This window comes from Mesorhizobium sp. USDA 4413 (assembly GCF_056280365.1).
Genome location: NZ_JBVPRP010000001.1, coordinates 1,634,737 through 1,648,511 on the forward strand (window position 1 = coordinate 1,634,737; position 13,775 = coordinate 1,648,511).

Here is a 13,775-nt window from a genome sequence, read left to right on the forward strand (position 1 = left end):
CAACTTGATCTGGGGATATGTGATGCCTATTTGCGGGCCATCACGTAAATTGAACGCGCTTCGACGCATGCGGCTCACAGGGCGGCATGGCTGCGCCCCGGAGTTTTGTCATGTTGGAAACCCAGACCTTGGCTGAGCATAAACCCCAACTCGGTGAATTCGGCTTCGCCGGCGACGACCACGTCGTGCCTTACGAAGTGGCGCCGCTCGATGTGCGTGGCCGTACCGTGCAGCTCGGGCCGATGCTCGACGCTATCTTGAGCCGCCACAATTATCCCGAGCCGGTCGCCCGCCTGCTGGCGGAGGCCTGCGTGCTCACCGTGCTGCTCGGCACCTCGCTGAAGTTCGAGGGCAAGTTTATCCTGCAGACCCGGACCGACGGTCCGGTCGACATGCTTGTGGCCGATTTCACCACGCCGCATGCGCTGCGCGCCTATGCGCGCTTCGATGCCGACCGGCTGCAGGCGCTGACCGACGCCGGCGAGACCTCGCAGCAGGCGCTGCTTGGCAACGGCGTGCTGGCTCTGACCATCGACCAGGGCGCGCATATGCAGCGCTACCAGGGCATCGTCCAGCTCGACGGCACCTCGCTGGAGGACGCCGCGCGCACCTATTTCCGCCAGTCGGAGCAGATCCCGACCGACATCAAGATGTCGGTCGCCAAGCTGGTGACGCCCGGACCCGCCGGCGCGCGCGAGCAGTGGCGCGCCGGCGGCATCCTGGCGCAGTTCCTGCCGCAGGCGCCGGAGCGCATGCGCATCCCCGATATTTCGGGCGGCGACGGCGACGACCGCGAGGTGACGGACCATCCGGCCGACAATTCCTGGCAGGAATTGCTGGCGCTGCTGGGCACCATCGAGCCGACCGAGCTGATCGACCCGACGGTGGGCGCCGAGCGGCTGCTTTATCGGCTGTTCCATGAGCATGGCGTGCGGGTTTTCAGCAGTGTGCCGGTCGCCGATCAGTGTTCCTGCTCACGCGACAAGATCCGCGGCATCCTCGAAGGCTTTTCGGCCGAGGAGATCAAGGAGTCGACCGAGGACGGCGGCATCCATGTCGCCTGTGAGTTCTGCTCGACGCAATACGACTTCGACCCGGCCGAATTTGCGGCGGACTAACGCCTCCTCCTTCTCCCCGTTTTACGGGGAGAGGGAGCCAATCGCCTAATTCACCGTCCTCTTCGTTCCCGGCATGTCGAGCGAGAAAGCCGGAATGGCGATATCGAACGTCTCGCCCCTGCCGTTGCGCATCGTGTAGTGGCCGACCATGATGCCCGACGGCGTCGAGAGCGGGCAGCCTGAAGTGTATTGATAGCTGTCGCCCGGATTGAGTTCCGGCTGATCGCCGACGACGCCGGCGCCGCGGACCTCCTCGACCCGGCCCTGGCCGTCCGTGATGTGCCAATAGCGCGATAAAAGCTGCACGAATTCGTCGGAGCGGTTGTCGATCGTCACCTGATAGCCCCACACATAGCGGTTCTGGGACGGATCGGAGCGGTCCTCCAGATAGAAGGGCCTGACCAGCACTTCGATGTTGCGCGTCACTGCGCGATACATGGGCCACTCCGGTTGCCGCCGCGGAACATTCGTCGCGCTTCGCTGTTGGACGCGCAGCGCCGACCATCCTTCCAGCCTTGTAGCGCACGTGCCGAAAAACAATGTCATTTAAGTGACACATGACAATGTTGGTGTGCACAAACGGTGCCGGGCGACTCGGGCGCTCTGTCGACTGATGAAACGGCCGCGTGCGGCCTAGAGCAATTCCGGGAAAACTGTGAGCGGTTTTCCGTCTGGAATTGCTTGAAAACAAAGAGATAGAGCAGGTCGCCGTTTCCCACAAACGGTGAAACGCCCTATCGGGAGTGACCAGATCTCGATGGAACTGACTATCGCAGCCGGCCTGGCTTCCTCAGCCCTTCTCCTCTCCAACCTCGCCAGCATCCTGCTCGCCTCGTCGCGGCTGAAAAGGCGGCATGTCATTGCGCCGCCCGACGGCGCGCAACCGGTCTCGATCATCGTTCCTTCTCGTGGCGTCGAGCCGTTCACCCAGGAGACCCTGCAGCGCGCCTTCTCGCTCGACTGGCCTCGCTATGAGCTGATCTTCTGCGTCGCGCATGCCGAGGACCCGGTAGTGCGGCTCATCGATGCGGCGATCGCGCGCCATCCCAAGGTTCCGGCGCGGCTCCTGATCGGCGACGACCGCATCAGCGCCAATCCCAAGCTCAACAACTGCGTCAAGGGCTGGCAGGCGGCGCGGCACGACTGGGTGATCCTCGCCGATTCCAACGTGCTGATGCCCAAGGACTATGTCCAGCATCTGGTCGCGGCGTGGCGGCCGGATACCGGCCTCGTCTGCTCGACGCCGATCGGTTCACGGCCGGACGGTTTTTGGGCTGAAGTCGAGTGCGCCTTCCTCAACACGCTGCAGGCGCGCTGGCAGTATGCCGGCGAGGCGCTCGGCCTCGGCTTCGCCCAAGGCAAGAGCATGCTGTGGAACAAGCCGATGCTCGATGCAAACGGCGGCATCCAGGCTTTGGCCGCCGAGATCGCCGAGGATGCGGCGGCCACCAAACTGGTCAATGGGATTGGCCTTCACGTCCGTCTCGTCGCCTCGCCCTTCGAGCAGCCGCTGGGCCAGCGCACCTTCGCCGAAATCTGGTCCCGGCAAGCGCGCTGGGCGCGGCTGCGTCGCGTCACCTTCCCGCTTTTCTTTGCGCCCGAGATTCTGACCGGCGCGGTCGTGCCGCTGATTTTCGCGCTGATCGCGGCGGCAAGCGCCGGCGTCGGCCTGCCTACCACGGCGCTTTGCGTGCTGGCGGTCGCCTATGTGCCGGAATGTCTGCTCGCCCGGTCCAAGGGCTGGTACCTGTCGCCGCGCAGCATCACCGCGATGATCGCGCGCGACGTCATGCTTCCCGCCATCTGGGCGCGCGGCTGGCTCGGCGGCGCGGTCGAGTGGCGCGGCAACGCCATGACCATCCGCAGCAAGGCGATAACCGAGCTGGAGGAGATCGCGTGAGCCAGGGCTGACGCGTTCTCCTGTCCAATTTGCAGCTTGCTTCCTACTTGGCCGCCCTCAGCGCCTGCTCGATGTCCTCCAGCAGATCGTCGGTGTCCTCCAGGCCGACGGAAAGCCGGAGTGTACCCGGTCCTATGCCGAGTTCGGCCCGCGCGTCGTCGCTGAGGTTCTTGTGCGTCGTCGTCGCCGGGTGGGTGATCAGGCTCTTGGCGTCGCCGAGATTGTTCGAGATCAGCACGATGTCGAGCGCGTTCTGGAAGGCGAAGGCCGCCTGCTTGCCGCCCTTGACGTCGAGGCAGATCAGCGTCGAGCCGCCAGACATCTGCCTCTTCACGACATCCGCCTGCGGATGATCGGTCCGGCCCGGATAGATGACGCGGGCGATCTCCGGTCGGCCGGCGAGGAAATCGGCTATCTTGCCGGCGCTCTCGGTCTGCTGACGCACGCGCAGCGGCAGTGTCTCCAGGCCTTTGAGCAGCGTCCAGGCGTTGAAGGGCGAGAGGCTTGGGCCGGTGTGGCGGAAATAGTCGTGCAGGTTCTCGTCGATCCACTTCTTGTCCGAAAGGATGACGCCGCCGAGGCAGCGGCCCTGGCCGTCTATATGCTTGGTCGCCGAATAGACGACGACATGGGCGCCGAGCTGCAAGGGCTTCTGCTGCAGCGGCGTGGCGAAGACATTGTCGACGATGACGCGCGCGCCGATCGAATTGGCGAGCTTGGCGACCGCGGCAATGTCGACCACCTCCAGTGTCGGATTGGTCGGGCTTTCGAGGAAGAACAGCTTGGTGTTCGGCCTTACCGCCTTTTCCCAATTGGCGATATCAGTGCCGTCGATGAGCGCTGCCTGGATGCCGTAGCGCGGCGCCAGCGTCTCCACCACCCAGCGGCAGGAACCGAACAGCGCGCGCGCCGCGACGATGTGATCCCCGGCCTTGACGCTGCAGAGCAGGGCGGCAGAAACGGCGGCCATGCCGGAGGCGGTGGCGCGGGCATCCTCGGCGCCTTCCAGCGCGCACATGCGCTTCTCGAACATGTCGACGGTCGGGTTGGCGTAGCGCGAATAGATGAAGCCCGGCTCCTCGCCCTTGAAGCGGGCTTCCGCCGCCTGGGCCGTCTCGTAGACATAGCCCTGGGTAAGGTACATCGCCTCGGCGGTCTCGCCATATTGCGAACGCAGCGTTCCGCCATGCACGAGTGCCGTCTGAGGTTTCCAATTGCGCTTCTTGGTGCTCATAGCCTTGCTTCCAGACACAAAAAAACCGGCCGCGAAGTCGCAACCGGTCCATATAGCCTTGCGGCTCGACGGTCCTTTAGCGACTTGTTTAACGTGGCTGCAAGCCGACCGGCCAAATCACCACGGGATAACGACCCTTTAGACCCCTGCCGCGCTTGCGTCAATTGCCGGCTTCATTAAGAGGGTTGTACCAGCCGGGCGGCAAGAGCCTCCTCAGGTCCTCGCCCGGCCTTGTGAACGGAGCCAGCCTTTGCGGCAGACAGGCATTCTTCCGGATCAGGACATCGCGGCGCTGTTCGAGGCCAATGCGCTGAAGTCGCCGCGCGCGCTCGACACCGACCAGATCCAGCCGGCGAGCCTCGATCTGAGGCTCGGCGACAAAGCCTATCGCGTGCGCGCATCCTTCCTGCCGGGTCCCGACCATCTGGTCGCCGACAAGCTCGAGCGGCTGAAGCTGCACGAGATCGACCTCACCCGGGGCGCGGTGCTGGAAACCGGCTGCGTCTATATCGTGCCGCTGCTCGAAAGCCTGGCGCTGCCTGCGAACGTGTCGGCCTCGGCCAATCCCAAGAGCTCGACCGGGCGGCTGGATATTTTCACGCGCGTCATGACCGACCGCGGCCACGAGTTCGACAAGATCGCCGCCGGCTATCAGGGGCCGCTCTATCTCGAGGTCAGCCCGCGCACCTTCCCGATCGTCGTGCGGGCCGGCTCGCGGCTGTCGCAGATCCGCTTCCGCACCGGCAATGCGGTGCTCTCCGAGAGCGAGTTGCGCGACCTGCATCGCGCCGAGATGCTCGTCGCCACCGAGCCGCCCAACATTTCCGGCGGCGGCATCGCGCTCTCCATCGACCTTGACGGCGACAAGGACGGCCTTGTCGGCTATCGCGGCAAGCACCACACCGGCCTTGTCGACGTCGACAAGCGCGCCGCGCAGGATGTTGTCGATTTCTGGGAGCCGATCTACAAGAGCGGTGCGGGCGAGCTGGTTCTCGATCCGGACGAATTCTACATCCTTGTCAGCCGTGAGGCGGTGCATGTGCCGCCGCTCTACGCCGCCGAGATGACGCCCTTCGATCCGCTGGTCGGCGAGTTCCGCGTCCACTATGCCGGCTTCTTCGATCCGGGCTTCGGCCATTCCGCCGCCGGCGGCAGCGGCAGCCGCGCCGTGCTCGAAGTGCGCAGCCACGAGGTGCCTTTCATCCTCGACCACGGCCAAATCGTCGGCCGCCTCGTCTACGAGCACATGCTGAAGCGTCCGCAGGCGCTTTACGGCACCGATCTCGGCTCGAACTATCAGGCGCAGGGCCTCAAGCTCTCCAAGCATTTCCGCGCCACGCGCTGAGGTCGGCGCAGGCTTGGGCACCGAAGGTTCAGCCGCGAAACAGAAACTCCTTCGCTGCGCCCAGGCAGGCGTGAAAGTGGCCGATGAAAAGCAACTCGCGCACACTCAGGCGCTTCCTGCCCCAAAATCCCGGAGTCAGCTTCGTCTGATCAAGCGGAGAGCTTGAGCCTGCCCCTACCGGAAACAACTGCTTGTCCAGGCATCCGAGCACATAGGCTCGCGCGGAGTCGATGCCACAGGCTTTGGCCCTGTCGTTCAAGTTGTCGCCGCGCAACGCGAACGTCATACGATCCGTGTTGCGCATCAGAAAGCTCGCTTGCGCTTTCGAATAGCCGGTGGCCAGAAGCCGGGTCGTCATCTTCGATCGGGCCTGGCTGTAGGACTCCGGGCTGCACTTCCCGGCGCTATAAGCCGTGGAGGACATGCAGGCGAGGGCGATCGCCGAGACTGTCAACGAGACGCCGATCCGCTTCCGGTCCATTTGCTTCCCGGCCTCGGCGCTGCCTCACAGCGCCTTGACCGCCACCGTCACCGGCTTTTCGATCTCCAGCGGATTGCGCAGCGGCAGGCCGAAATCCGGCGCCTCGATCTCGAACGTGTCGCCCGCCTCCGTCCGGACGCCGTCGGCGAAGGAGAGCGTCGCGGTGCCGAACATGTGCACATGCACGTCGCCCGGCTGGCGGAAGGCCGAATATTTGAAATGGTGGTGCTCGAGATTGGCGATGGTGTGCGACATGTTCGCCTCCCCCGACAGGAACGGCTTTTCCCAGAGCAGCTTGCCGTCGCGCCAAATGCGCGACGCGCCGCGTATATCGGCCGGCAGGTCGCCGATCAGTATCTCGGGGCCGAACGAGGCGTTGCGCAGCTTGGAATGGGCGAGGAACAGATAGTTCACCCGCTCCGTCACGTGGTCGGAAAACTCGTTGGACAGCGTGAAGCCGACGCGGAACGGCGCGCCGTCGTCGCCGATGACATAGATGCCGGCGATCTCCGGCTCCTCGCCGCCGTCCTGCGCGAAGGCTGGCGACATCAGCGGCGCGCCGGGCGCCACCGCCATCGTGCCGTTGCCCTTGTAGAACCATTCCGGCTGCACGCCGACCTGGCCCTTGGCGGGCTTGCCGCCTTCGAGCCCCATGCGGAACATCTTCATGGAATCGGTGAGTTCCTCCTCGCCGCCCTCGCTGAGCTTCTTGTGCATGGAATCGCGCGTCGCCGCGGAGCCGAGATGGGTGAGGCCCGTGCCGGTGAGATGCAGATGCGCCGGGTCCGGATGGTTGATCGGCGAGACCAGCCTGCCCCTCTTGTAGACGGCATCGAGATCGATCGTCTCGCCATAGCCCTTGCGCTCGATCAGCGCTTCGAGCCCGGTGCCGGTGCGCGCGGCCTCCATGGCCAGCGAGTAGACGCTGCGCGCGCCGTTGATGACCCTGGTCTTGCCGCCGCCATTGCGGGCGACGACGCGGATCGTCTCGGCGTCGTCGAGGATCTGGGAGATCAGCATGTTCAATCCTCTCTCATTTCTGTCGGCTGCCTGCGGGCGAGCCTTACCGGGCGCGGCGTGGAGCGATCCACGCCGCGGTTGAAACTCTTCGTCCGGATTGCGCTCGCGAGCCTGGTCCTTGTCGGGACTTCTTGACGCCGACGGGCTGCCGGCGGCTTCGCGATCTGAAACCCGTATGCCTCCTGAACCTTGTTCCGGCTCTTAAGCCTTGTTCTTGTTGTAGACGTCGAAGATGACGGCGCCGAGCAGCACCAGGCCCTTGACCACCTGCTGCCAGTCGACATTGACGCCCATGATCGACATCCCGTTGTTCATCACGCCCATGATGAAGCCGCCGACCACGGCACCGATCACCTGGCCGACGCCGCCCATTGCCGAGGCGCCGCCGATGAAGACGGCCGCGATGACGTCGAGCTCGCTGCCAAGACCGGCGGCCGGCACGGCCTGGCCGAGGCGCGCGGCGATGATCAGGCCGCCCAGCGCCGAGAGCACGCCCATATTGATGAAGACGAGCAGCGTCAGCCTTTCGGTGTTGATGCCCGAGAGCTGCGCGGCCTTGGCGTTGCCTCCCATGGCGTAGATGCGGCGGCCGATGGTCATGCGCTTGGTGACGAAGACGAACAGCGAGATCAGCACGCCCATCACCAGCAATACGACCGGCAGGCCCCTGTAGCTGGCGAACTGGAAGACCAGGAACAGCGCCAGTGCGCTGCCGACCAGCGTCTTGATCACGAACAGCGGGAAGGGCTCCGCCTCATAGCCATGACGCTCGCGCTTGCGCCGCGTCCTGAAGCCGAAATAGGCGTAGGCGAGCACCGCGATCAGGCCGAGCACGATCGTCGTCATGTGCAGCGTCAGGCCGCTGCCGACGATGGTCTTGCCCGCGGCGTTGACCGTCGGCGGAATCAGCGTCAGCGGACCGATGACGTCCGGGATGAAGCCCGAGCTCAGCGCCTTGAAGCTGTCCGGCAGCGGCCCGACCGAGGAACCGCCGCCAAGCAGCGCCTGGCAGATGCCGCGGAAGATCAGCATGCCGGCAAGCGTCACGATGAAGCTCGGTATCCGGTGATAGGCGATCCAGTAGCCTTGCGCGGCGCCGATCAGCGCGCCGACGATCAGGCACACGATCGACACCACCAGCGGATTCGAGAATATGCCGAGCGGCCAGATCACCATCATCATCGCCGCAAGCGCGCCGATGAAGCCTGCCACCGATCCCACGCTGAGATCGATATAGCCGGCGACGATCACCAAGAGCATGCCGAGCGCCATCACGATGATGAACGAGTTCTGCTGCACCAGGTTTGAGAGGTTGACCGGTTTGAACAGCGTTCCCGACGTCGTGTACTGGAAGAACAGCATGATGACGATCAGCGCGATGATCAAGCCGTATTCGCGCAGGTTCGTCGTCAGCGCCGAGACGGCGATGCGCTGTCCCTGCTTGACGTCTTCGGCGACGCCGCTCTGCGGCGCGGGAGCGCTTTCTGTGCTCATGATGCCTTTTTTCCTTCTCCCCGAACGATGGCGCGCATGATTTTTTCCTGGCTGGCGTCGCTTGCCGCCATCTCGCCGACGATGCGTCCTTCGTTCATGACATAAATGCGGTCGGTGATGCCGAGCAGTTCAGGCATTTCCGACGAGATGACGATGATCGCTTTGCCCTCGGCGGCGAGGCGCGCGATGATCGTATAGATTTCGTACTTGGCGCCGACGTCAATGCCGCGCGTCGGCTCGTCGAGGATCAAAACTTCCGGATCGGCGAACAGCCATTTCGACAGCACCACCTTCTGTTGGTTTCCGCCCGAGAGATTGCCGGTCAGCTGGTAGACGCTGGAGGCGCGGATGTTGGTCTTCTTGCGGTAGTCGTTGGCGACGCTCATCTCGCGCATGTCGTCGATGACGCCGCGGCTGGAAACGCCGGAGAGATTGGCCAAGGTCACATTGTGCTTGATGTGGTCGATCAGGTTGAGGCCATAGGTCTTACGGTCCTCGGTGACATAGGCGATGCGGTTCTCCACCGCCTTGCTCACCGATGAGAGGTCGAGCGGCTTGCCCCTGAGCAGCACGTCGCCGGTGATGTGCCGGCCATAGGAGCGGCCGAACAGGCTCATCGCGAATTCGGTGCGGCCGGCGCCCATCAGCCCGGCAATGCCCACCACCTCGCCCTTGCGCACATTGAGATTGACGTTCTTGATCACCTGCCGTTCGGCATGGATCGGATGGTAGACCGACCAATCCTTCACCTCGAAGATGACCTCGCCGATCTGCGGCTCGCGCGGCGGATAGCGATCGTCGAGCGAGCGGCCGACCATCGAGGTGATGATGCGGTCTTCCGAGATGTCCTTCCTGGGCAAGGTCTCGATGGTGCGCCCGTCGCGGATCACCGTCACCTGGTCGGCGACACGGCTTACTTCGTTGAGCTTGTGCGAGATCAGGATCGAGGTCATGCCCTGGCGCTTGAACTCGAGCAGGAGGTCGAGCAACGCCTGGCTGTCCTTCTCGCTGAGCGAAGCCGTCGGCTCGTCGAGGATCAGGAGCTTCACTTCCTTGCTCAGCGCCTTAGCGATCTCGACCAGCTGCTGCTTGCCGACGCCGATATTGGTGATCAGCGTCTTGGGATCCTCGTTGAGCCCGACTTTCTTGAGCAGGGCGGCCGTGCGCGTTTCGTTGGCGTCCCAGTCAATGACGCCGTAGCTGGCATGCTCGTTGCCGAGGAAGATGTTTTCCGTGATCGACAGCATCGGCACCAGGGCAAGCTCCTGGTGGATGATGACGATGCCGATATGCTCGCTGTCGTGAATGCCCTTGAAGTTGCATTCCTGGCCGCGGAAGATGATCTGGCCATCATAGGTGCCGGATGGATAGACGCCCGACAGCACCTTCATCAGGGTCGACTTGCCCGCGCCGTTCTCGCCGACGATGGCGTGGATCTCACCTTCCTCGACGCTGAGATTGACGTTCGACAGCGCCTTCACGCCGGGGAACGTCTTGGTGATGTCGCGCATCTCCAAAATCGTCGAGGCCATCAGGATCTGCTCCCTGGCGCACGGCTCCCAAATCGGTGTCGATTGTGGAAAAGGCCCATGCGCGAAATCAACATACTGCGGCGGCTTCGCGTTCCGGATCGGCGCGTGACGCTGCAGAAGCCGGCAAAAACAATACCGGGGTCGGTTCTGAACGAAAAGGGGTCCTGCGGTCGCGCAGAACCCCTTCCTGTAAGGCTGGATTACTTCAGCTCGTCGGCCTTGATGTAGCCGGAGTCGACGACCAGCGCCTTATAGTTCGACTTGTCGACCTCATGCGGCGTCAAAAGGATCGAGGGAACGACCTTGACGTCGTTGTTGTAGGTCTTGGTGTCGAGACCTTCAGGCTTGCCGCCGGAGAGCACCTTGTCGACCAGCTCGACGGTCGCCTTGGCCAGCTCGCGAGTATCCTTGAACACGGTCGAATACTGCTCGCCCGAGATGATCAGCTTGACCGAGGCGGTCTCGGCATCCTGGCCGGTCACGATCGGCCAGGGCTGTGCCGCCGTGCCGTAGCCGACGGCGCGCAGCGAGGCGGTGATGCCGCGCGACAGGCCGTCATAGGGCGACAGAACGCCATCGACGCGGCTGCCGTCCGAGTAGTTGGCCGAAAGCAGGTTGTCCATGCGGGCCTGCGCCGTGGCGGCGAGCCAGCGCAGCGTGCCGACCTTGTCCATGCCCATCTGGCCGGACTTGATCTTGATCGAGCCGTCGTCGATCAGCGGCTGCAGGACCGACATGGCGCCGTTGTAGAAGAAGAAGGCGTTGTTGTCGTCCGGCGAGCCGCCGAACAGCTCGACGTTCCACGGCTTGGTGTTCGGGAAGCGCTCCTTGAGGCCCTTGACCAGCGAATTCGCCTGGATCACGCCGACGCCGAAATTGTCGAAGGTGGTGTAGTAGTCGACATTCGGGGTCTTCTTGATCAGGCGGTCATAGGCGATAACGACGACGCCGGCGTCATTGGCCTTCTGCAACGCGTCGGCCATGGTGGTACCGTCGATCGAAGCGATGATCAGCGCCTTCGGGCCTTTGGTGATTTCGTTTTCCAGCTGGCTGAGCTGGTTCGGGATATCGTCCTGCGCATATTGCAGGTCGACGGTGTAGCCGAGCTTCTCGAGCTGGGACTTGACGGCGTCGCCGTCGTTGATCCAGCGCTGCGAGGTCTTGGTCGGCATCAGCACGCCGACGAGACCCTTGTCTGCTGCGTGCGCCGAATAGGTCATGGCGGCAATGCCAAGGGCCGCCACGGCGGCCAGCGTCTTGATGATCTTCACGATTACTCTCCCTGGTTGATGGACGCGACACTCGGGGCTTCGCGGGCCGCGCAGTCGAGCAGGTGCGCTGGCGCGCCACTGTCGGCTTTATCGATCTCCGGTATCCTCCCAATCGGCTCCGCGACGCAGTTTCAATCGATACGAATTTGCTCGTTGCCGACCCCTGCGCCTCGGAACGCACGAAGGGTGGGTTCCTTTGACATAACTGTCAAATGCGATCTTTGCTGGTTGCTATATCGAAACTGGTATGGCTTAAACGGTAGATAGAAACCCGGCGGAGAGGCTTCGATCCATGGCGGCATTGCGCGATCCTGATGCGATTTCAGCGGGTTACGGGAAACTGCCGGGAGATGGCGAGACGCTGCTGCGCAGCGGCCTCAGCCTTCGCCACATGCGCATGATCACCGCGCTGGACGATCACGGACGGGTGAGCGCCGCCGCCCAGGTCATGAACATCTCCCAGCCGGCCGCCTCGCGCATGATCGCCGAGATGGAGGCGGTGCTCGACGTGAAGTTGTGCGAGCGGCTGCCACGCGGCGTGACGCTGACCCCTTACGGCCTCGCGCTCGCCCGTCGTGCCCGCTCGATCCTGCTCGAAATGCGCGAGGCCGACCGCGAGATTTCCGAGCTCAAGGCCGGCAAGGGCGGCTCGGTGTTCCTCGGCGCGGTGACGGCGCCGGCGATCGAATTGGCGGTGCCGGCGATCCGCGAGATCCGCCGCATCTACCCGCGCATCGAGATCACCATGCAGGTCGAGACCTCGAACGTGCTCGCCCGCGAGCTGATCGCCTCGCGCCACGATTTCATCATCGCCCGCATCCCCGACGACCTCAATCCGCGGCTCTTCGAATCGCGCGTCATCGGCGTCGAGAAGGCCTGCCTCATCGTGCGTCGCGGCCATCCTCTGGCGAGTGGCAAGACGGTGAAGCTGGAAGACACGGCAGCCTATGACTGGGTTTTCCAGTCCGGCGGCTCGCCGCTCCGCCAGGCGATGGAAAGCAACTTTTTGAACCGCGACATTCCGCTCCCCGACCGCATCCTCAACACCTCCTCGCTGCTGCTCACCCTGGTAATGGTGGCGCAGTCCGACGCCATCGCGCCGGTCTCGATCCAGGTTGCCAAGTTCATTCAAGGTGGCGACGGGCTGGCCGGCGCCATCGACGTCGTCCAGACCGAGTTCGATATCGAAGTCCGGCCCTACAGCCTGATCACGGTCAAGAATCGCGTTCTCTCACCCGCAGCCAAAATGCTGCACGACTTCATCCTGCGCGAAGTGGGCTGATGGAACGAGAATGCTACTTGTACGTTCAAATCGGTCGGTCGCTCGCTGGAGTCCGTTGCGGGTGAGGGAAGAGCTGCCGATGCTCAACAGCTCGGGAGGTTTTGATGGAACGTCGATTGTTTCTGACTGGAATGCTTGGCGTTGCGGGGACGGCGGCGCTTGCGAGCTTGGCCGGACCCAGCAAGGCAGTCGCCGGGATTCCCGCCGGCAACGGAATTCTGGACGAGCTCGACAAGCCGGACAACGCGGTTTTCGAGGGTAGCGATCCAGCCGAAACGGAACTCGTTCAGGATGGTTACTATGATGACTGGCGCTGGCGCCGGCGCCACCGCCGTCGCCGGCGCGTCTGGAGAAGAGTGTGCCGACGCGTCTGGCGTCACGGCCGCTGGCGCCGCCGCTGCTGGCGTGAGCGCGTATGGGTCGGCTTCTGGCTGTAGTTCAGTCGCGCAATTAGCCTCGAGGGATGGGCCTTGCACGATCATGCAAGACCCATCCCTAGCACTTATCCGCTGCCGTGTGTTCGCCGGCATCTTTCGCGCATTTGCCTGGCCTCGCCTTTGTCGGAACAATGCCGGTTCAGTCGATGTCGCTGGAGCCGTTGATGTTATGCCGTCCGATACTTTGAGACGAATTCGGTGACAGACGCGTGGAAATCAGGCATCGCCGCTTCGATTTGATCGTCGCTCCAGTCCCACCAGCGAATAGCCAGAAGTGCTTCTATGACGTTTGGCTCGAATCGATGCCGGATCAGCTTCGCGGGGTTGCCCGCAACCACGGCGTACGGCTCGACATCCTTGGACACCACGGCGCCAGCGCCAACGACCGCGCCGTCGCCTATCTTTACACCCGACAAAATGATGGCACGCGAACCAATCCATACGTCGTTGCCCACAGTGATCGGTCCCTTTGCGATATCCCGTGTAGGTGGTCCGAACCGGTCAGAATCTGGAAAAGGGTAGCTGGATACCAAAGACATCGGATGCTCGCCCGCAGCGATAAAAAGTACGCCGGCAGCAATCGAGCAATAACTTCCGATGCGAACAGGTGCCTCAGCGGTCGCCTGGAAAATGTTTCCGAAGTCCACACCGTAGGTCCTTC

The 13,775-nt window shown here is 63.4% G+C and carries 13 protein-coding genes and 1 riboswitch; of the genes, 5 read left to right on the top strand and 8 right to left on the bottom strand.

Translation table 11 applies throughout. The annotated features are described in order from the left end of the window. Positions 1 to 86: 86 nt before the first annotated feature. Positions 87 to 1,118, top strand: a complete 1,032-nt coding sequence (locus tag ACVMIM_RS08045) for an Hsp33 family molecular chaperone (protein ID WP_278047455.1) — start codon at positions 87 to 89, stop codon at positions 1,116 to 1,118. Between the two features lie 45 nt (positions 1,119 to 1,163). Here ACVMIM_RS08045 and apaG read toward each other — a convergent pair whose 3' ends face one another. After that, a complete protein-coding gene (gene apaG, locus ACVMIM_RS08050) occupies positions 1,164 to 1,556 on the bottom strand; it encodes a Co2+/Mg2+ efflux protein ApaG (protein WP_040994117.1) in 393 nt (130 codons plus the stop codon). A gap of 319 nt (positions 1,557 to 1,875) precedes the next feature. Between apaG and ACVMIM_RS08055 the strand changes: the two genes are divergently transcribed. Beyond that, on the top strand, positions 1,876 to 3,018 hold the full coding sequence (locus tag ACVMIM_RS08055) for a ceramide glucosyltransferase (RefSeq protein ID WP_476111498.1): 1,143 nt from the start codon (positions 1,876 to 1,878) through the stop codon (positions 3,016 to 3,018). Positions 3,019 to 3,061: 43 nt separating this feature from the next. On the opposite strand, the gene ACVMIM_RS08060 is transcribed toward ACVMIM_RS08055, so the two are convergent. Continuing rightward, complete coding sequence (locus ACVMIM_RS08060) at positions 3,062 to 4,252, bottom strand: O-succinylhomoserine sulfhydrylase (RefSeq protein WP_476111499.1); 1,191 nt, start codon at positions 4,250 to 4,252, stop codon at positions 3,062 to 3,064. A gap of 56 nt (positions 4,253 to 4,308) precedes the next feature. Further along, positions 4,309 to 4,386, bottom strand: a riboswitch (SAM riboswitch). Positions 4,387 to 4,502: 116 nt separating this feature from the next. Here ACVMIM_RS08060 and ACVMIM_RS08065 point away from each other — a divergent pair. Further along, positions 4,503 to 5,597, top strand: a complete 1,095-nt coding sequence (locus ACVMIM_RS08065) for a 2'-deoxycytidine 5'-triphosphate deaminase (protein WP_476111500.1) — start codon at positions 4,503 to 4,505, stop codon at positions 5,595 to 5,597. A gap of 28 nt (positions 5,598 to 5,625) precedes the next feature. On the opposite strand, the gene ACVMIM_RS08070 is transcribed toward ACVMIM_RS08065, so the two are convergent. The 5 genes from ACVMIM_RS08070 to chvE form a co-directional block, all read right to left on the bottom strand. Then, on the bottom strand, positions 5,626 to 6,078 hold the full coding sequence (locus tag ACVMIM_RS08070; protein WP_476111501.1) for a hypothetical protein: 453 nt from the start codon (positions 6,076 to 6,078) through the stop codon (positions 5,626 to 5,628). A gap of 24 nt (positions 6,079 to 6,102) precedes the next feature. Then, positions 6,103 to 7,098 carry an AraD1 family protein gene (araD1, locus tag ACVMIM_RS08075; protein ID WP_040994128.1) on the bottom strand — a complete coding sequence of 332 codons (996 nt, stop codon included), beginning with the start codon at positions 7,096 to 7,098 and terminating at the stop codon, positions 6,103 to 6,105. Positions 7,099 to 7,299: 201 nt separating this feature from the next. Then, a complete protein-coding gene (gene mmsB, locus ACVMIM_RS08080; protein WP_040994130.1) occupies positions 7,300 to 8,592 on the bottom strand; it encodes a multiple monosaccharide ABC transporter permease in 1,293 nt (430 codons plus the stop codon). Further along, entirely contained in the window at positions 8,589 to 10,124 is a 1,536-nt protein-coding gene (mmsA, locus tag ACVMIM_RS08085; RefSeq protein WP_476111502.1) for a multiple monosaccharide ABC transporter ATP-binding protein, read from the bottom strand. Before mmsA ends, mmsB begins: the two co-directional genes overlap by 4 nt. A gap of 200 nt (positions 10,125 to 10,324) precedes the next feature. Beyond that, the gene (chvE, locus tag ACVMIM_RS08090; RefSeq protein WP_476111503.1) at positions 10,325 to 11,395 is read right to left on the bottom strand and encodes a multiple monosaccharide ABC transporter substrate-binding protein; all 1,071 of its coding nucleotides are present in this window, start codon (positions 11,393 to 11,395) and stop codon (positions 10,325 to 10,327) included. 292 nt (positions 11,396 to 11,687) lie between these two features. On the opposite strand from chvE, the gene ACVMIM_RS08095 reads away from it, so the two are divergent. Together ACVMIM_RS08095 and ACVMIM_RS08100 are read left to right on the top strand one after the other, a co-directional pair. After that, positions 11,688 to 12,677 (top strand): LysR family transcriptional regulator, encoded by a 990-nt coding sequence (locus ACVMIM_RS08095; RefSeq protein ID WP_040994136.1) that lies wholly within the window; start codon positions 11,688 to 11,690, stop codon positions 12,675 to 12,677. Positions 12,678 to 12,781: 104 nt separating this feature from the next. Then, complete coding sequence (locus ACVMIM_RS08100; protein ID WP_476111504.1) at positions 12,782 to 13,114, top strand: protamine-2 (modular protein); 333 nt, start codon at positions 12,782 to 12,784, stop codon at positions 13,112 to 13,114. A 167-nt stretch (positions 13,115 to 13,281) separates the two neighbouring features. Here ACVMIM_RS08100 and ACVMIM_RS08105 read toward each other — a convergent pair whose 3' ends face one another. Further along, entirely contained in the window at positions 13,282 to 13,761 is a 480-nt protein-coding gene (locus ACVMIM_RS08105; protein WP_476111505.1) for a CatB-related O-acetyltransferase, read from the bottom strand. Positions 13,762 to 13,775 lie beyond the last annotated feature (14 nt).

Bases quoted from the DNA above. Each gene is read 5' to 3' on its own strand.
- ACVMIM_RS08045 (WP_278047455.1), top strand. From the start codon at position 87: ATGGCTGCGCCCCGGAGTTTTGTCATGTTGGAAACCCAGACCTTGGCT.
- apaG (WP_040994117.1), bottom strand. From the start codon at position 1,556: ATGTATCGCGCAGTGACGCGCAACATCGAAGTGCTGGTCAGGCCCTTC.
- ACVMIM_RS08055 (WP_476111498.1), top strand. From the start codon at position 1,876: ATGGAACTGACTATCGCAGCCGGCCTGGCTTCCTCAGCCCTTCTCCTC.
- ACVMIM_RS08060 (WP_476111499.1), bottom strand. From the start codon at position 4,252: ATGAGCACCAAGAAGCGCAATTGGAAACCTCAGACGGCACTCGTGCAT.
- ACVMIM_RS08070 (WP_476111501.1), bottom strand. From the start codon at position 6,078: ATGGACCGGAAGCGGATCGGCGTCTCGTTGACAGTCTCGGCGATCGCC.
- araD1 (WP_040994128.1), bottom strand. From the start codon at position 7,098: ATGCTGATCTCCCAGATCCTCGACGACGCCGAGACGATCCGCGTCGTC.
- mmsB (WP_040994130.1), bottom strand. From the start codon at position 8,592: ATGAGCACAGAAAGCGCTCCCGCGCCGCAGAGCGGCGTCGCCGAAGAC.
- mmsA (WP_476111502.1), bottom strand. From the start codon at position 10,124: ATGGCCTCGACGATTTTGGAGATGCGCGACATCACCAAGACGTTCCCC.
- ACVMIM_RS08095 (WP_040994136.1), top strand. From the start codon at position 11,688: ATGGCGGCATTGCGCGATCCTGATGCGATTTCAGCGGGTTACGGGAAA.
- ACVMIM_RS08100 (WP_476111504.1), top strand. From the start codon at position 12,782: ATGGAACGTCGATTGTTTCTGACTGGAATGCTTGGCGTTGCGGGGACG.